This window comes from Bacillus cereus group sp. BfR-BA-01379 (genome assembly GCF_022663605.1).
Lineage (GTDB): Bacteria > Bacillota > Bacilli > Bacillales > Bacillaceae_G > Bacillus_A > Bacillus_A mobilis.
Map to the genome: position 1 here is coordinate 1 of NZ_JAKUFT010000091.1, position 17,591 is coordinate 17,591.

The following is a 17,591-nucleotide window of genomic DNA, read 5'->3' on the forward strand; positions in this document are numbered from 1 at the left end:
ATAAACGCTTTGATTCGTGTAAACCAATCTTTAACCCACGCTTCCCCTTCCTAATCTTCGGTGTCGAATATCCTACTGCATTTTTAGAAATCAACAAGCCCTCTACAACGAGCATGACGCCTAGTAAAATAGTAAGGGATACGATTGTACTCTCTTCCCCCTCTCCAAGCTGTAAGAAGGAAACTGGTAGCTTAGAAGATAATAGAACACATACAATCGCGATACTAAGCGTATAAGCTGCTGATAAATATCGATACATAGCAGTTAATCCAAATAATAACGTCCAAAGTAAGATGACCCATAAGCTCGCTTTAGAAACGACAAGGCCAAGTCCAATTGTAATAATAGATACGATTAATCCGTATCCAACTCCCGCAAATAGAGATGTTCGCAGTTCAAACCAAATATCATAAACTTTAAAGGAGAAATCCTTTCGTTCTCGTAACATACGTAAGTATCCAACGAAGATACTACTTATTAAAAATACATAGACAGCAGGGTGTAAGAAAAAACGTCCAACTGCCCGCATTATTTCAAAAATCCATGCCTCCACGAACCCATTCACCACCATTTATATCATTCTTTCTTTTTATATTATCATAACTGGACAAACGTTTGTTTAACACAAAAAAATACAGGCAGCAAACTGCCTGTATTTTTTATTTCGCTATTAATTTTAATGCGGACTGTAATTGTAAATCATTTTCTCCAGAACGGATTTTTTCAATAATTTTCGTTTGAATCGCCTCAGCTGTCTTTTTATCCAGCTGCCCTGTCGCTTCCATCTCATTCGCATTTTGGAATGCTTTCAGCGCTGATTCTGTCTCTTTACTAAAGTATCCATCTTCACGCCCCGGTACATATCCTAGGCTCTTAAGCATTTCTTGTGCGTGCTTTACTTGCACATCATTTGAATTGTATGAAAGTGTTTTTTCAATTTGAATTGGTGTCGCATGATAATAATCTGGTTGCTTCACTTCTACTGTAGGCGCGATTCCTTTTTTATGAATCCAGTTTCCATCCGGTGTTAACCATTTAAACATCGTTAATTTAATGTTGCTGCCATCTTTAAATGGAACGGCTTGCTGCACGGTACCTTTACCAAACGTTTTTTCACCAATTAAATCGTATCCTTCTCCCTCTTTTAGCGCACCCGCTAAAATCTCTGAAGCAGAAGCACTTCCGTTATCAATTAATACTGAAATTGGATATGGCTTTTTCTCCTTCAGTTCCGTAGAGAATTTCTTTTTCTCACCATTTCGTTGCTCTACTTGTAGCATCGGCTTTTTATCCGTCATTATTTCCCCTAGTATCTCTTCTACACTATTTAAGTAGCCACCAGGATTACCACGCACGTCAATAACTAAGCCTTTGATATTTTTCTTCTCTAACTCTTTTAACTGATCCTTAAATTCTTTCGCCGTATTTTCAGCAAAAGAAGTGATTTGCATATAACCGATATCTTTTCCACTCTCTTGTTTCACAGAACTAAACACTGTGAAGATTGGAATTTTTTCACGTTTAATTTTAAATACAATCGGATCAGCTACTCCTGCACGCTTAATTTCAATTGCGACAGTCGTTCCTTTTTTACCACGAATCTTTAATACCGCTTCTTCACGTGATAAATCTTTCACACTATTTCCATCTACAGATAAAATTTGGTCATTCGGTTTAATTCCAATCTTTTCTGCTGGTGAGCCTTTAATTGGAGATACGATAATAAGCTTACCGTCTGTTTTGTTCACCTCAGCCCCAATCCCCTCTAACTCAGGATCAAGTGATTCACTAAACTGTTTAGCCGTTTCTTTATCCATATACGTGGAATAAGGGTCCTTCAGCGTAGACAACATGCCTTGTATTGCACCTTCGACTAACTTGTCATCCTTCACGTCTTCCACATAACGTGAATCAATTAGTGCATACGCCTCATTAATTTTTGCCAAATTCCCTTGCGCGGTGCTAGCGTTTCCACTCGAAATTGTTTGCGTTACTTCTGCTGGGTTAACCCCAAATAAAGACATACCTGCAAACATTCCGCCAGCACCAATTAAAAATGCAACAACCATTCCAATAATTGCAACTCTACGTTTCAATGCGGAATTCCCCTTTCCAAAACACACAGGTGGTGTAGCAAAAGGCATCACACAGTGTGTGATGCCTTTACCTATTTCTACTATATGATAAGCTTGTACGAATTATGTTTGCAACTTTTTATACTTTTAAGAAGCGACGAATTGACATTACACTTCCCCACATACCGATTAAAGCCCCGATTAACACTAATAAACCTGCTAATTGGAATACGAAAGGACTGTATGGTAGAAGTTCGAAAATTGTTCCGCCAAGTTTTTCATTAAACACACTTTGTAGTGAATTATACGTAACTAGAATTAGGCCAATTGGAATAATTGATCCTAATACTCCTAGGAATAATCCCTCTAATAAGAACGGCCAACGAATAAACCAGTTTGTTGCACCTACCAGCTTCATAATTTCGATTTCTGTACTACGAGCATAAATTGTAATTTTAATTGTATTAGAGATTAAGAACATCGCTGTGAATAAAAGACCTGCAATTAACGCAATCCCAATATTACGTCCTGTTTTTACAGTATCAAATAATTTTTCAACTTGCCCTTTACCATATTGAACATTACTTACAAACTGCATTTTCTCAATCTTTTTCGCGATTGTCGCTGTATCTGTTGGCTCTTTTGCTTTTACAATGAATACGTTTTTAAGTGGGTTATCTTGTTCAAATAACTCAAACGTTTTTCCGCTATCACCTAAGCTTTTAATTAAGCGTTTTAGCTCTTCTTCTTTAGAAGAATATTTAATAGAGTCTACTTTTGCAACCTTACTCATATCATCTTCTAATTTCTTTTGATCAGCTTCTTTTGCTGCTGGATCAATGTGTACACGAATCTCTACATCTTGCTCTACTTTCGTCGCAAAATGGTTCATATTCATAATCGCTGTTAAAAAGACACCTACAAGTAATAATGTAACTGTTACTGCACTAACAGAAGCAAACGTCATCCATCCGTTACGTGATAGATTCTTTACACCTTCTCGCAAATGTCGACTAAGGGTCTTAGCCTTCATATCCGTATCCTCCCTCAATCTCATCTCGAACAATTTTTCCGCCTTCAATCGCGATTACACGATGACGGATTGTATTTACGATATCTGCGTTATGTGTCGCCATAACGATCGTTGTACCGCGTTCATTGATGCGTGTGAAAATCTTCATAATATCAAGAGCTGTTTCAATATCTAAGTTACCTGTTGGCTCATCGGCAATTACAACCTTTGGTCTATTAACAATTGCTCTCGCAATCGCAACACGTTGTTGCTCTCCGCCTGAAAGTTCACTTGGAAGTGCGTCTGCACGATCTTCAAGACCTACAAGACCTAAAACTTCTGTTACACGCTCGCGAATAGCTTCTTTTTCTTCTTCAATTACCTCTAGGGCAAACGCAACATTCTCATATACCGTTAACTTAGGTAACAATTTAAAATCTTGGAAAATTACGCCTAATTGTCGACGGAAATATGGAACATCTCTTTCTGCTAATGTTTCAATAACAAGTCCATTTACATTAATCGATCCTGTAGACGGCTTCTCTTCACGATACATCATTTTAATAAATGTAGATTTCCCGGCTCCACTCGGTCCAACTACGTATACAAACTCACCTTGTTTAATGTTAACTGTGAGACCAGCAATGGCTTTCATACCATTCGGGTACTCCTTATAAACATTCGTCATTTTTATCATTATTTATCACCCAATACTTAATGATTTTTTTAGAAATACTTTTCTGTACATTTGAAAATAAAAAACTTTATTCTCACTTAACCACTCTTGTTGAAGGTAGCTCCCATTCATGCTTTTTATTAGCAGCGCTACTCTATGTAATATATTTCAGCAAAATTCTACAAACCCCATTGTAACATCAAACGGTTTCCAGTTCGGATACAATTTTGTTACAGTTATGTTACACTCCAAAAAAAGGAAACGAGCTGTCATAATTCTTATCCAAAATCATTTTGGGATAAGATTATGCAATCAACTCGTCCAGTTTACCCTTTTTATTTATGTTCAGCTAACCACTCAGCTACTTTTTTCGCATCCTCACCTTGAATAATTCCTGGCGACATGGAACCTCGACCTTTTTCAATAATCTTTTCAATCTCTGCCGCATCATATTTCTGTCCCACTTTTCGTAAATCTGGTCCAGTTGCTCCCGATAAATCTTTCGCATGACAGCCTATACAACTTTTTTGGTAAATTTGCTCTGCGCTATCCGTGCTTGCAGATTGTTTCGAAGGCTTACTCTCTTCTTTATTTCCACATGCTCCTAAAGCAAAAACAACTGATGTTCCTAGCGCAATAGCCAACAATTTCTTTTTCACTTCTATCGCTCCCCATTGTTGATATTCTTTTCATTCCTAACACACTCATTTTCATTATAAGCATTATCTTTATATAGAAAAACTAAGGTATATTTCATATTCTTCAAAAATACAGTAAGAACCCTGATAATATAAAGCTTTCATAAGTTGTTTCAATTCTGTGAACAACGTAAAAACTTCTATAAAGAATTCTTTTTGAACAGAAAATCAGAAAAGTTCTGTTAAAGTCTTACTCTATTGCCACTCTGTTTTACTATTCTCTTCTTTTTACAAAACAATATACAACATTATATGCTACATATAATCCCATCAAAAAGAGAAGTTGTCGTTTCCAACTTCTCTTCCTCTTTACTTCATTTATAGAAATAAAATCAAATTCTTTATATCCTCGATTACCCTCAGCATACGCCGACAACTCTGTTGGCTTTTTTTCGTTTAACCCGCATTAACGGGCAGTAAGATCCCCAACTCAAAATTCAGCGAAAGCAAAGAAGTTAGGTGCGGAATCAACTGCCCGTAAAAGCCCGATTGGTGAGGGCTGATAATCAGTGGGGATGCCCCCCACTGATTAAAGTTTCACTTTATTAGATGCGAGAACGTAAGTAAGCATCAATAAATGGATCAATTTCTCCATCCATAACTGCTTGCACGTTACCAACCTCTGTATTCGTACGGTGGTCTTTTACAAGAGAATACGGGTGGAATACGTAAGAACGAATTTGGCTACCCCATCCGATTTCTTTTTGTTCACCGCGAATTTCATCTAATTCTGCTTGTTGCTCTTCTAATTTCTTTTGGTATAATTTCGCTTTTAACATTTTCATCGCGTGCTCACGGTTTTTAATCTGTGAACGCTCTGACTGACATGTTACAACTGTGTTTGTAGGTGTATGTGTAATACGAACTGCTGAGTCTGTCGTATTAATATGCTGTCCACCTGCACCACTTGCACGGTACGTATCAATTTTTAAGTCCTCTGAACGTATTTCGATTTCAACTTCATCATTGAACTCAGGTACAACTTCACAAGATACGAACGATGTATGACGACGGCCTGAAGAATCGAATGGTGAAATACGCACAAGACGATGTACACCTTTCTCTGCTTTCAAGTAACCGTAAGCGTTATGACCTTTAATTAATAAAGTAACACTCTTAATACCAGCTTCATCACCTGGTAAGTAGTCAACCGTTTCTACTTTAAATCCACGTTTTTCAGCCCAACGTGTGTACATACGTAGTAGCATAGAACCCCAGTCTTGTGACTCTGTTCCACCAGCACCTGGGTGTAATTCTAAAATAGCGTTATTTTTATCATAAGAATCGCTTAGTAGTAACTGAAGCTCATACTCATTCATTTCTTGAATTAAGCCTTTCACTTCTGATTCAAGCTCCTCATGTAAATCTTCATCATACTCTTCTTTTAAAAGCTCATGCGTGATTTCTAAATTTTCGAATGTCTCATCTAACTGACGGAACTTTCCAACCATCTCTTTCAGTGCATTAGCTTCGTTAATTACAGCTTGTGCGCCTTGTTGGTCATCCCAAAATCCAGCACCCATCATTGTCTCTTCTAATTCTGCAATTTGTTTTTCCTTAGTAGGAAGGTCAAAGAGACCCCCTAAAAGCCGCTAATCTCTTAGCCATTTTCTCTAATTCTTGTCTAATTTCTACTAATTCCATTTCCTTCACCTCTATGTAATTGCTGTTACTTTCGTATGAAAACAAGGGAAACTCTCTCCACTTATGACGGAGAGAGTTTAATCTTTCTTAATGATACATTTTTGATGTAAAAGTTTGCAAAGTAATCTGGACTATCACCCTGTATTACTTCCCGATACCACAGCAGTTTTTATATTTTTTACCGCTACCACATTTACATACATCGTTGCGGCCTACTTGGTCACCTTTTACAACTGGTTTTTTCTTCGCCTCTTCCCCATCACTAGATGGATGAACAGCTTCACCTTGAACAACTTCTTGACGCTCTAAGTTTTGTTCAATTTCAGCCTTCATAATGTAACGAGAAATTTCCTCTTCAATAGAAGCAATCATCGATTCGAACATTGCGAATCCTTCCATTTGATACTCACGAAGTGGATCAATTTGACCGTAAGCACGTAAATGAATACCTTCACGAAGGTGATCCATCGCATCAATATGCTCTGTCCACTTCGTATCTACTACACGGAATACAACAACTTTTTCGAACTCACGCATTTGCTCTTCTGGCAGAAGCTTTTCTTTGTCGTTGTAACGCTCTATTAATTTCGCGATAATTGGCTCGCTCATTTCCTCTGGAGCAAGACGACGTAACTCTTCTTCTTTTATATCTCCTTCTTGCAGAAGGTTTGTATTTAAGTAGTCAACAAGACCTTTAATGTTCCAATCTTCTTCAATTTCCTCTTGAGTATGAAGCGCAACAGCACGTTCTACTGTAGATTTCATCATACCTTCAATAATACTGCGTAAGTTCTCAGAATCCATTACTTCTTGACGCTGTTTGTAAATAACTTCACGTTGCTGACGAAGTACATCATCATACTGCAGTAACTGCTTACGTGCATCATAGTTATTTCCTTCTACACGTTTTTGTGCAGATTCTACCGCACGAGAAACCATTTTACTTTCAATCGGCTGTGAATCATCCATACCAAGACGATCCATCATCGCTTTCATATTGTCAGAACCGAAGCGGCGCATTAGTTCATCTTCCATAGACAAGTAGAACTGCGTTACACCAGGGTCCCCTTGACGACCAGCACGACCACGTAACTGATTATCAATACGACGGCTTTCGTGACGCTCTGTACCGATAACTGCTAGACCAACATTTTTAATATCGTCTCCAAGCTTAATATCCGTACCACGACCAGCCATATTCGTCGCAATGGTTACAGCACCTTTCATACCAGCTTCTGCAATGATATCTGCTTCACGCGCATGGTTTTTCGCGTTTAAGATGTTATGACGTACACCTTTACGTGTTAACATTTTTGAAATAAGCTCTGACGTTTCAATTGCAACTGTACCGACAAGAACAGGTTGTCCTTGTTTATGACGATTTACAATATCCTCAACAACAGCATTAAATTTACCTTCCATTGATTTGAAGATTAAATCAGCACGGTCATCACGAATAATATCTTTGTTCGTTGGAATTACGATAACATTCATATTGTAAATGTTGCGGAATTCCTCTTCCTCTGTTTTCGCTGTACCAGTCATACCAGATAACTTTTCGTACATACGGAAGTAGTTCTGGAACGTAATTGTCGCAAGCGTCATACTTTCATTTTGAATTTCTACGCCTTCTTTTGCTTCAATAGCTTGGTGCAAACCTTCGCTATAGCGACGACCTTTCATAAGACGACCAGTGAATTGATCTACAATTACGATTTCGCCTTCTTGTACAACATAATCTGTATCAAGGTGCATAACAACGTGCGCACGAAGTGCCTGATTAATATGATGAAGAAGTGCTACATGTTTTAAATCGAATAAGTTTTCAATATGGAAAGCTTTCTCCGCTTTCGTAATACCATCTTCTGTTAACATTACATTTTTCGTCTTCACATCAAATGAATATTCTTTTTCATTTTCTAATGTACGAACGAATGCATTTGCAAACATATATAGCTCTGTTGATTTTTGCGCTTGTCCTGAAATAATAAGTGGCGTACGTGCTTCATCAACTAAGATAGAATCGACTTCATCGATAATAGCAAAATGAAGTGGACGCTGAACGCACTGTTCTCTATATAAAACCATGTTGTCACGTAAGTAATCGAATCCAAGCTCATTATTTGTGCTATACGTAATATCAGCAGCATAAGCCTCTTGTTTTTCTTCGCGTGACATACTGTTTAAGTTAATTCCTACTGTTAAGCCAAGGAACTCATGAAGTTGTCCCATTTCGCTCGCATCACGTTGTGCTAAGTATTCATTGACTGTAACAACGTGAACACCTTTTCCTGTTAAAGCATTTAAATATACAGGTAATGTAGATGTTAACGTTTTACCTTCACCCGTTTTCATCTCAGAGATGTTCCCTTCATGTAAGGCAATACCACCCATTAACTGTACGCCATACGGACGCATTCCAAGAACACGAGTCGCAGCTTCACGAACAACCGCAAAAGCTTCAGGTAGTAAATCATCTACTGTCTCACCTTTTGTTAGACGTTCTTTAAATTCAAGCGTCTTCCCTTTTAATTGTTCATCAGTTAATGGCTTAATAGATGACTCTAATGCATCAATTTGCTCAACTGTCTTCTGCATACGTTTAATTTGACGTTGATTTACATCAAACACCTTTTTTAAAATACCGATCATAGGAAATACGCTCCTCTTTTTATTAAAATAAAACTCCCGATTGTTTTTTCTTTTTCTCTATTACAATCAGTCGTTATAAAAATCAAATGTATGTTATGCCAATTTTTCTCCTAATTAAAAAAACTAAAATGTATATACCTAATGATAATTGTAACACTTGTCTTATAACTATGACAACAATCGGCCGAATGTCTCGTTCTAAATTAAGAAAACTTTTTTAAAAAATCTATTTCCAGCAAAAAAAGCGCAGCCATTTCGGCTGCGCTTTTGAATTATTATTTAGTTTCGATTACACCATATTTCCCATCTTTACGGCCGTATACAACATTAGTTTCATTTGTATCAGCATTTGTGAAGACGAAGAAATTATGTCCTAGCATATCCATTTGTAGGATCGCTTCTTCAACGTCCATCGGTTTTAAATCGAATCGTTTTGTACGTACAAGTTCTAGTTCATCCTCTTCTACCTCATCCAAAACAGCTACTGCTTCTGGAAGGATAAAGTTCGTTTTCACAGAACCTTTCTCACGTAACTTACGATTTACCTTTGTTTTATGTTTACGAATTTGTCGCTCAAGTTTATCAACTACTAAATCGATAGCAGCGTACATATCGCTATTAGTTTCTTCTGCACGAAGTAATAAATCAGTAAATGGAATTGTTACCTCGACACGTTGCTTGTCAGAGTATACCTTTAAATTAACTTTAACCTCTGGGAATGTATCAAAATAACGCTCTAACTTACTTAGTTTTTTCTCTACATATTCCTTTAATGCTGGAGTTACTTCAATATTTTCACCACGAATGTTGAATTTCATAGATGAATTCCTCCTTTCAAGCCTATGTACTATAATTTCGACACTGGCTTAAAAACTCCTTCTAACTTTTTAAAAAAATTAGTGGAATTGCGATTTTTTTATCGTTTTTTGTTGAAATGAAAAGATGCATCGTTTCTATCTTTATTTTATCCTATTAACATCGTGAATAACGAATATAACTGTGGACAATTCGTTACAGAAAAGAAACAACTTTTTGACAACTTGATTTATAACAAAAACCCCTTGCAAAAACAAGGGGTTCTACCACATATATATAACGTTGCCACAAACGCAGCTTTCTCTTCCCAAAAACAAAACCCTACAGTTTTACAACATTAGCTGCTTGTGGTCCACGTGCTCCATCCACAATATCAAACTCAACTTGTTGCCCTTCTTCTAATGACTTATATCCATCTTGTTGAATAGCAGAAAAATGAACAAACACATCATCACCATCTTCACGCTCAATAAACCCAAATCCCTTTTCTGCATTGAACCATTTCACTCTTCCTTGCATGTTCATTCCATTCCCTTCACTCTAAAAATCAGGACATTTGCCCCATACTTTGACTATAACGAATGACAACTTACGAAGTCAAAGGAGACTTATCGTCTTTTTATTATCCCTTTCGACAGTTACAGATCAACTTCTACATAGCGTCAAACTAGAAACTTCGCTTGCTCCTCTATCGTATAAAAGATTTCCAATTTGTCTAACTGTAATTCCTGTCGTATATACATCATCAACGAGTAAGATATGTTGACCATGAAACATATCTTCTCCCTGAAAATAAAAAGGATTACTTCCCGAAAGCCTTTCTTTACGTTTCTTCTTACTTTGCTTTTCTGTTTCTCTTCTTCTTAATGATGGATAAGAGATTTTGGCAGGTAAACAAGCTGCTAATAACTCTGCCTGATTAAAACCACGTTCATATTCTCGTTCCCTACTAAGCGGAACAGCAATAACACTTGAAACACTCGTAAAATGCTTTTGAAATAGCTCCCGAAAAGATCTATGAAAAATATGAACTAACTCCGCATCCCCCCGAAACTTAAACTGTGCAACTATTTCTTTCATCTCATCATCGTACACGTGCAAAGAACGATTTTTAAAAGGACGATACTTCTCCTCATTTATCCACCTTACGCAATCCATACAAATATCATTTTCTTTATATTCGGAAGGCAAGTCCTCTAAAGGTCGCCCACACTCCATGCAAATCTCTCCTATAATATAGGAAAGTTTCCGTTCACACCTATCACATATATATTTTTTATGAGGCTTTACAAAGAAGGTGTACCAACTAACTGTTTCCAAAATATACTCATCGCAAAGTAGACAGTGCATTAATCGAATAATCCTTGTTCTTTTGCCCTTTTGTTCATACTTTGAATATGTTTTTTCGCGCGTACCATCGCCTCTGTTTTACCACAATGAAAATAAACGACCTCGCCATAAGGTTCTTCAAAACTACGACCTGCTCGGCCGGCAATTTGTACGAGTGCACTTTCTGAAAAGATTTCTTCTTCTGCCCCTAGCACCGCTACTTGTAAGTTCTTCACAGTTACTCCTCTCTCTAAAATCGTCGTTGTAACTAATAATGGAATTTCTCCCTTTCTGAAAGCTGCTACCTTTTCCTTTCTCATCGGATCTTCTGCATGTACACCTTCAATTCTATTATCCAACGATTTCAATAACAGGCTCATTTCTTCTATATATCGCACATGGGGAACAAATAAAAAAATGGGATAGTTTTTGCTTACGTACATTTTTAACCATTGTAGTAACACTCGAGGAACTCCTTTATGATGGAGACTTTTCTTCCAACTTCCGCACCAGCAAAATAGAGGAACTGGCAACGGATGCCGGTGATACCGTCCAGAGACAATGACACCTTTTTGTTTGCCCCTTCTGAAATTATGCTTCCACTTTTCATCTGGAGTTGCAGTTAAATAAATACGCGCCGCTTTCTCTTTCATCGCTTGTTGTACTGCATACTGTAACATTTCATCCGCATGATACGGGAAGGCATCAATCTCATCTACAATCATGACATGAAACGCTCTATAGTAACGTAACAGTTGATGCGTCGTTGCAACGACTAACGCTGCATCTTTTTCACGATCTACACTCCCTCCGTATAAAGCAGCTACATTTATACTAGGAAACGCTTCTTGTAATCTCGGTGCTAATTCCAGTACAACGTCTGTTCTTGGCGTTGCGATACAAACTCTTTCTCCTTTTTGAAGTGCCTCTGCAATACCGTAAAATAACATTTCTGTTTTTCCAGCCCCGCATACAGCCCAAATAAAAAAAGATTCTTTCTGCTTAATAGCTTCTATAACACCTTTCGCGGCCAACTCCTGACCAGCAGACAAATTCCCGTTCCACTGTAACGAATTTAAACTTTTTTCATCTTTTCTTTCAGCGATCCCACGAACGAGTACAGCACATTCACTAACTCTCCCCATCGTTATACACTTCCGGCAATACGCGCACACTTTACTGCACCTTTTACACGAAAATGATGCAAATAGTCGTTGCTCTATATTACCGCAGCGCTGACATATATATTTAGAAGCCTTTTTTGTTACGCCTTGTACACATACGACCTCCCTCTTCTTTTTCAAATCATGTAATGTATCCCGTAAATCAGAAGAGAGTTCTTCTAATAGCAACTGTTTTCCAGCGAGCATCAGCAACCACCTCCAGCACTACTATAAACCTTTCTCATGATCTCGTAAAAACTCAAAAAAGCCGATAACCTACTTATAAAATAGTAAGCTATCGACTTTATACACATGTTTTATTCGTTTATAAATCCTAGAATCGACCGTATCCTAAGAAATGTTTTTGGTTATAGCTACTGCTTAAGCTAGAGTATGCAATCCCTTTATCACCAGCATGAATCATTTGGTCATTACCAACGTAAATACCGATGTGAGATGGACCTGCTTTATAAGTACCTTGGAAGAATACTAAATCTCCAGGTTGTGGGCTACTTACTTTAGAAACTGAATTCCAGTAACCATTAACGTCTTGACGTCCTACACCGAAGATGTAAGAAATGAATCCACTACAATCAAAACCACCGTTTGATGGAGATGCACTTCCCCAAACATATGGCATACCTAAGTATTGTTGCGCTTTACCAATTACGCCAGGAGCCGGAGTTGGACCTGGTGCTGGCTCTTCTTTTTTCTTTTCTTGCTTAGGTGCTTCTTTTTTAGGCTCTTCTTTTTTAGGTGCTTCTTTTTGAGCTGGTGCTGCTGGCTGAGCTGGTGCCGCTTGTGCTGGCTGAGCTTGCGCATCTTTAGCAGCTTGCTCTGCTTGTTTTTGAGCAGCAGCTTCTTGTGCCGCTTTTTCTTGTGCTTCTTGTTCAGCAATACGTTGTAATTGCAGTGCTTGTTTTTCAAGATCTTTCAATTGACCTTCCGTACTTGTCATTGAAGTTACAACCGTATCCATTTTGCCGCTTAAATCATTTACTGCTGTTGCCTTTTTCGCTTTTTCAGCGTCAAGTTCTTTCTTAGCAGTTTCAATTTGAGCTTGTGCTTCTTTTAATTCCTTTTGCTTTGTTTTTACCGTTTCAACATCTTTTTTCACGTTCGCTTGATCTTCTTGTTGTGTTTTCATGATATCTTCATCAGACTCAAGAATTTTAGAAACAGAAGCTAAACGATCAACTAAATCTGCAACGTTTTTAGAGTTTACAAGAACTTCTGTTACAACATTTGTGTTCGGTTGTTCTTGAAGTGCAACTAAACGTTTTCTTAATAACTCTTCACGTTTTGCGATTTTCGTTTGTAGTTCTGCAATATCTTTATTTTTATTTTCGATTAATTGCTCAGTATCAGCAACTTTTTTCGTTGTTTCATCAAGTTTTGAAGAATTCTCTTGAACAGACTTATCTAAACCTTGAATTGTTTTGTTTAAATCGTTCATTTGTTTTTGTAATTCATCACGTTCTTGTTGTTGTTTATGTAAAGTGTCATTTTGTGTATTAATTTGTGATTTCACGTCAGCAATTTTATCTTCTGCAAATACATTTGGTGTTAGTCCTGAAAACATTAACCCTGCAACTAATGCGCAAGATGCCATTTTTAGCTTTTTCATTTTATTTTTTACACCGCTTTCTTTTATCTTTTTTCCGTATATAACCTATAAAATTTATACCATAATTCGGGATTTTTTTTGCTAATGTTACGCTATTGTAAAACAAATGTAATATTATATGTAACTCTATCGCAAGATATGCATATTTTTGTATATATGTGTAGAATTTTGAAGGCTTTTTATAAGCAAAGAAAAAACGCAAGGTTTCCCTTACGTTTTGTTACATACACTAATACGAATGAAATCAAAGAGTTATTTCATCCATTTCTCAGCCCAATTTTGGACTTCATCCATAACACTTTCTAACGCTTTCCCTTTTTCAGTTAAACCGTACTCGATTCGAACTGGTACTTCTGGATAAACATTACGAACTACAATGCCTTCGCTTTCCAATTCCTTTAAACGCTCTGACAACATACGATCGCTCATATTTGGTATAATATCTGCGATTTCTCTAAAACGTTTTGACTCTTCAAGCAAAGATTTAATAATTAAGCCAGTCCATTTTTTACTAAGCAAAGTAAAAGCTGACTCAAACTTTGGACATAAACAAGAATTATGCTCCATATGTTTCACCTCTCTTCCATTATAATATAGTTTCTTGTAAAAAGTAAGTTATAAAACTTTCCTCGTTATTTTATTTTACGTACATTTTACCATTTCCAAATATTAACTTGTCAACTACACGTAAAATATCCGTAAAAAAACCCTCTTCAAAAAGAGAGCTTTTTATATCTTATTACTTCGTATACCATCCAAGACCTAGTGCACCTTCACCTAAATGCGTACCAATTACAGCACCGAAGTAACCTGTGCGGATTGTAACATGAGGATATTTTGCTTCTAATTCTGCCTTCCATTCATTCGCTTCCTCTTCACGTTGTGCATGAATGATAACTGCTTCCATAGGTACACCTTGACTTGCTTGCTCATCAAAAATTTCAACAATTCGTTTTAACGCTTTTTTACGTGTACGAATCTTTTCAAATGGAATAATGATTTTATCTCTAAAATATAAAACGGGCTTCACTTGTAACAAACTACCAATGAAGGCTTGCGCACTATTTAATCGTCCTCCACGTTGTAAATGATGTAAATCATCCACTACAAAATAAGCGTCCATCGTTTTCTTCATTTCATCAAAACGGGCAACGATCTCTTTCGGATCCTTTCCTTCGCTTGCTAATTTTGCCCCTTCACGTACATAGAAACCTTGTACTTCACAACTAATTTCAGAGTCGTACGTATATACATCAATACCCTCTACCATTTGCCCAGCTGTCGTTGCTGTTTGATATGTACCACTAATCCCACTTGAAAGATGAATGCTAATAACCGCATCATAATCCTTTGATAGTTCTTCAAACAACTCAACAAACTTTCCAATTGCTGGCTGAGAAGTTTTCGGAAGCTCTTCTTGCTCACGTACTTTTACATAGAAATCATCTACTGAAATTTCAGCTTCTTCTTGATAAGATTCCGTTCCAAACACAACGTTTAATGGAATCATATATATATTGAGTTCATCACGAATATGCTTCGGTATATATGCTGTACTATCAGTAACAATAGCTGTTTTCATTTGCGTACCTGCCTTATAAAAAAGTTTTTATTCCCTAAGTTTACACGAAAACTAAAAATGGTGCATCCATACATGAAAATGCCGATTTGAAATTATAATTACCATCTCGACAAATTACAACAAAAAGAGGAAATACTCACCAAAAATTTCAACTTATTTATAAAAAATGTTTGAATATAAAAACGCTCGCTTTTAAAATGTAAAGTACTAGTCATTTTGGGAGATAGGGGCGTATACGAGTGTTATTACAATATTTAACAATAAAAGACTACGGTGAGCACGAAATTGTCATTCAAAAATCAAGATTTATTTGTTATGTTAGCAGAGCTACAACCGAAGAAGAAGCTCAAGAATTTATACAAAAAATAAAAAAACAAAATTGGAATGCCACACATAATTGTTCTGCGTATTTGATTGGTGAGCAAGATCAAATCCAAAAAGCAAATGATGATGGAGAACCTAGCGGTACAGCTGGCGTACCTATGTTAGAGGTACTTAAAAAACGCAGTTTAAAAGATACTGTCGTTGTCGTTACACGCTATTTTGGTGGTATCAAACTTGGCGCAGGTGGATTAATTCGCGCATATGGAAAATGTACAAGTGAGGGTATTAATCATGTTGGTATCGTACAGCGAAAACTAATGCGTGTTATGCAGACCGAAATTGATTACACATTACTTGGCAAAATTGAAAATGAATTACGTAATTCGAAATATGCCATTAAAGATATACATTATCTCGAAAATGTCACATTTGATACGTATGTAGAAGAAGACGGAAAACAAGCATTCACAGATTGGATGATTGAATTAACAAATGGGAAATGTACAATTACAGAAGGAGATATGTTGTACTTAGAACAAGATGTTATCTAAGAATACCTACATCCTCATCTTTAAAGATTAATGTAGTGAATTACTTTCCTACAAATGAACTAAGGAGATTATATATGGAAGAACGTTATTATCATCTCCAAAATAGCAGAATAAAAAAGAAACGAAGAAGAAAGTTTTTCTACTTCCTTATTTTCGTATTTTTATTTGGTGGTGTAGGACTTTATATATTAAATTCCTACTCTTCTCTCATGGGGATGTATAGTGGTTTTACTCGTCAAAAATCGGACTTGAGAACCGAAGATGTAGAAATTACAAAGGAGCCTTTTACACTCCTCATTATGGGTATAGAAGATTATGCAACGGACGGTCAAAACGGTCGTACAGATTCATTAATGTTTGCGACAGTCAATCCTAAAACAAAAAAGATTTCGCTTATGAGTATCCCTCGTGATAGTCGTGTTCCAATTGTTGGGAAGAACAAAGAAGACAAAATTAACGCTGCGCATGCTTACGGCGGAGAAGAAATGGCAATCAAAACTGTCGAAGGTTTTCTAAAAGTCCCTGTAGACCATTATATTAAAATTGATTTCCAAGGCTTTAAAGGTATTGTTGATGCTGTTGGCGGTGTTACCGTTGATGTCCCATTCGATTTTTGGGAGCGTTCGGACGTAGATTACTACAAAAAAATCGAATTTAAACAAGGACAACAAGACTTAAATGGGGAAGAAGCACTCGCATACGTACGTATGCGAAAGCAAGATCCAAACGGCGATTATGGTCGGGCCGCTAGACAAAGACAATTACTAGCCGCTGTTGCTCAAAAACTAAATTCAGCCTCTACCGTATTTAAAATTAAAGATTTAACGGCAGTCGTTGGAAAATATATAAAAACTGACATTCCTATTTCTGACGGACTTGCACTTTACAATAAGTTATCTGGGTTTGACCCTTCTACAATGCAAACGTTCAAACTTGAAGGAGAAGACAAAAAAATAGGTGGTATTTATTACTTCCTTCCAGATCCAATCGGTGTAGAGACAGTACGTAACGAGATAAAAAGAGAATTAGGAGAAACAGCAAACACTCAAGAAAATCCAACTACAAAAACCGAATCAAATCCTTCTTCAAATTCTAACTCTGACGAAAAAGCAAAGAAAGAAACAAATCAGAATCAGAACAAAACACCAACTGAGCCCCCTCCTTCTACGAATGCCCATGCAGAGTGGATTATGAGAAATCAGCAATAACAAAAAGAGCCAAATCTTATGCGATTTGGCTCTTTTTTATTTACTTATTAAAGTGTTGTAAAATTGCTTCTACAATACGCTCTGATGCACGGCCATCGCCGTAAGGATTAGATGCTTTCGACATCTTATCATGAGCTGCTTTATCTGATAACAACTCATCAGCAAGACCAAAGATTGTCTCTTCGTCTGTTCCTGCTAATTTCAATGTACCTGCTTCAATACCTTCTGGGCGCT

16 protein-coding genes and 1 pseudogene are annotated in these 17,591 nt (G+C 36.9%); 2 read left to right on the top strand and 15 right to left on the bottom strand.

Annotated features, from left to right (window positions below):
• From MR113_RS23920 to MR113_RS23985, 14 genes and pseudogenes are all read right to left on the bottom strand, one after another.
• Positions 1–571: pseudogene (locus MR113_RS23920) on the bottom strand (PDZ domain-containing protein); the annotation flags it as partial.
• Between the two features lie 88 nt (positions 572–659).
• On the bottom strand, positions 660–2,096 hold the full coding sequence (locus MR113_RS23925) for a S41 family peptidase (RefSeq protein ID WP_080349976.1): 1,437 nt from the start codon (positions 2,094–2,096) through the stop codon (positions 660–662).
• 118 nt (positions 2,097–2,214) lie between these two features.
• Entirely contained in the window at positions 2,215–3,108 is an 894-nt protein-coding gene (gene ftsX, locus MR113_RS23930; protein WP_000645023.1) for a permease-like cell division protein FtsX, read from the bottom strand.
• Positions 3,098–3,784: a cell division ATP-binding protein FtsE gene (gene ftsE / locus MR113_RS23935; RefSeq protein ID WP_071724655.1), complete on the bottom strand. Its 687-nt coding sequence runs from the start codon at positions 3,782–3,784 to the stop codon at positions 3,098–3,100. Before ftsE ends, ftsX begins: the two co-directional genes overlap by 11 nt.
• A gap of 314 nt (positions 3,785–4,098) precedes the next feature.
• Positions 4,099–4,422, bottom strand: a complete 324-nt coding sequence (gene cccB, locus MR113_RS23940) for a cytochrome c551 (protein ID WP_000727965.1) — start codon at positions 4,420–4,422, stop codon at positions 4,099–4,101.
• Between the two features lie 584 nt (positions 4,423–5,006).
• Positions 5,007–6,105 (bottom strand): peptide chain release factor 2 gene (gene prfB, locus MR113_RS23945; protein ID WP_242257112.1). Its coding sequence is split into 2 segments (ribosomal slippage): positions 5,007–6,032 and positions 6,034–6,105, totalling 1,098 coding nucleotides; the frame shifts between segments, so codons are not numbered across the junction.
• A gap of 144 nt (positions 6,106–6,249) precedes the next feature.
• A complete protein-coding gene (secA, locus tag MR113_RS23950; RefSeq protein ID WP_242257113.1) occupies positions 6,250–8,757 on the bottom strand; it encodes a preprotein translocase subunit SecA in 2,508 nt (835 codons plus the stop codon).
• 275 nt (positions 8,758–9,032) lie between these two features.
• Positions 9,033–9,575, bottom strand: a complete 543-nt coding sequence (gene hpf, locus MR113_RS23955; RefSeq protein WP_242257114.1) for a ribosome hibernation-promoting factor, HPF/YfiA family — start codon at positions 9,573–9,575, stop codon at positions 9,033–9,035.
• Between the two features lie 319 nt (positions 9,576–9,894).
• Complete coding sequence (gene cspC, locus MR113_RS23960; protein WP_001990088.1) at positions 9,895–10,092, bottom strand: cold shock protein CspC; 198 nt, start codon at positions 10,090–10,092, stop codon at positions 9,895–9,897.
• A 126-nt stretch (positions 10,093–10,218) separates the two neighbouring features.
• Positions 10,219–10,923, bottom strand: a complete 705-nt coding sequence (locus MR113_RS23965) for a ComF family protein (protein WP_242257115.1) — start codon at positions 10,921–10,923, stop codon at positions 10,219–10,221.
• Positions 10,923–12,272 (bottom strand): ATP-dependent helicase ComFA, encoded by a 1,350-nt coding sequence (comFA, locus tag MR113_RS23970; protein ID WP_242257116.1) that lies wholly within the window; start codon positions 12,270–12,272, stop codon positions 10,923–10,925. Before comFA ends, MR113_RS23965 begins: the two co-directional genes overlap by 1 nt.
• A gap of 127 nt (positions 12,273–12,399) precedes the next feature.
• Positions 12,400–13,692, bottom strand: a complete 1,293-nt coding sequence (locus tag MR113_RS23975; RefSeq protein WP_242257117.1) for a C40 family peptidase — start codon at positions 13,690–13,692, stop codon at positions 12,400–12,402.
• A 252-nt stretch (positions 13,693–13,944) separates the two neighbouring features.
• Positions 13,945–14,259 carry a winged helix-turn-helix transcriptional regulator gene (locus tag MR113_RS23980; protein WP_000400858.1) on the bottom strand — a complete coding sequence of 105 codons (315 nt, stop codon included), beginning with the start codon at positions 14,257–14,259 and terminating at the stop codon, positions 13,945–13,947.
• A 172-nt stretch (positions 14,260–14,431) separates the two neighbouring features.
• Positions 14,432–15,274 carry a DegV family protein gene (locus MR113_RS23985; RefSeq protein WP_000844775.1) on the bottom strand — a complete coding sequence of 281 codons (843 nt, stop codon included), beginning with the start codon at positions 15,272–15,274 and terminating at the stop codon, positions 14,432–14,434.
• A 239-nt stretch (positions 15,275–15,513) separates the two neighbouring features.
• Between MR113_RS23985 and MR113_RS23990 the strand changes: the two genes are divergently transcribed.
• Both MR113_RS23990 and MR113_RS23995 read left to right on the top strand, forming a co-directional pair.
• Complete coding sequence (locus MR113_RS23990; protein WP_242257118.1) at positions 15,514–16,149, top strand: YigZ family protein; 636 nt, start codon at positions 15,514–15,516, stop codon at positions 16,147–16,149.
• A 74-nt stretch (positions 16,150–16,223) separates the two neighbouring features.
• Complete coding sequence (locus MR113_RS23995; RefSeq protein ID WP_242257119.1) at positions 16,224–17,357, top strand: LCP family protein; 1,134 nt, start codon at positions 16,224–16,226, stop codon at positions 17,355–17,357.
• Between the two features lie 40 nt (positions 17,358–17,397).
• Here the strand turns inward: MR113_RS23995 and MR113_RS24000 are convergent.
• Positions 17,398–17,591 (bottom strand): UDP-N-acetylglucosamine 2-epimerase (locus MR113_RS24000; protein ID WP_242257120.1); only part of this gene is annotated, 194 nt, incomplete at its 5' end.

What these genes read in the sequence shown, in the direction of transcription:
- ftsX (WP_000645023.1), bottom strand. Translation starts at nt 3,108, where the DNA reads ATGAAGGCTAAGACCCTTAGTCGACATTTGCGAGAAGGTGTAAAGAAT.
- ftsE (WP_071724655.1), bottom strand. Translation starts at nt 3,784, where the DNA reads ATGATAAAAATGACGAATGTTTATAAGGAGTACCCGAATGGTATGAAA.
- secA (WP_242257113.1), bottom strand. Translation starts at nt 8,757, where the DNA reads ATGATCGGTATTTTAAAAAAGGTGTTTGATGTAAATCAACGTCAAATT.
- hpf (WP_242257114.1), bottom strand. Translation starts at nt 9,575, where the DNA reads ATGAAATTCAACATTCGTGGTGAAAATATTGAAGTAACTCCAGCATTA.
- cspC (WP_001990088.1), bottom strand. Translation starts at nt 10,092, where the DNA reads ATGCAAGGAAGAGTGAAATGGTTCAATGCAGAAAAGGGATTTGGGTTT.
- MR113_RS23965 (WP_242257115.1), bottom strand. Translation starts at nt 10,923, where the DNA reads ATGCACTGTCTACTTTGCGATGAGTATATTTTGGAAACAGTTAGTTGG.
- comFA (WP_242257116.1), bottom strand. Translation starts at nt 12,272, where the DNA reads ATGCTCGCTGGAAAACAGTTGCTATTAGAAGAACTCTCTTCTGATTTA.
- MR113_RS23975 (WP_242257117.1), bottom strand. Translation starts at nt 13,692, where the DNA reads ATGAAAAAGCTAAAAATGGCATCTTGCGCATTAGTTGCAGGGTTAATG.
- MR113_RS23980 (WP_000400858.1), bottom strand. Translation starts at nt 14,259, where the DNA reads ATGGAGCATAATTCTTGTTTATGTCCAAAGTTTGAGTCAGCTTTTACT.
- MR113_RS23985 (WP_000844775.1), bottom strand. Translation starts at nt 15,274, where the DNA reads ATGAAAACAGCTATTGTTACTGATAGTACAGCATATATACCGAAGCAT.
- MR113_RS23995 (WP_242257119.1), top strand. Translation starts at nt 16,224, where the DNA reads ATGGAAGAACGTTATTATCATCTCCAAAATAGCAGAATAAAAAAGAAA.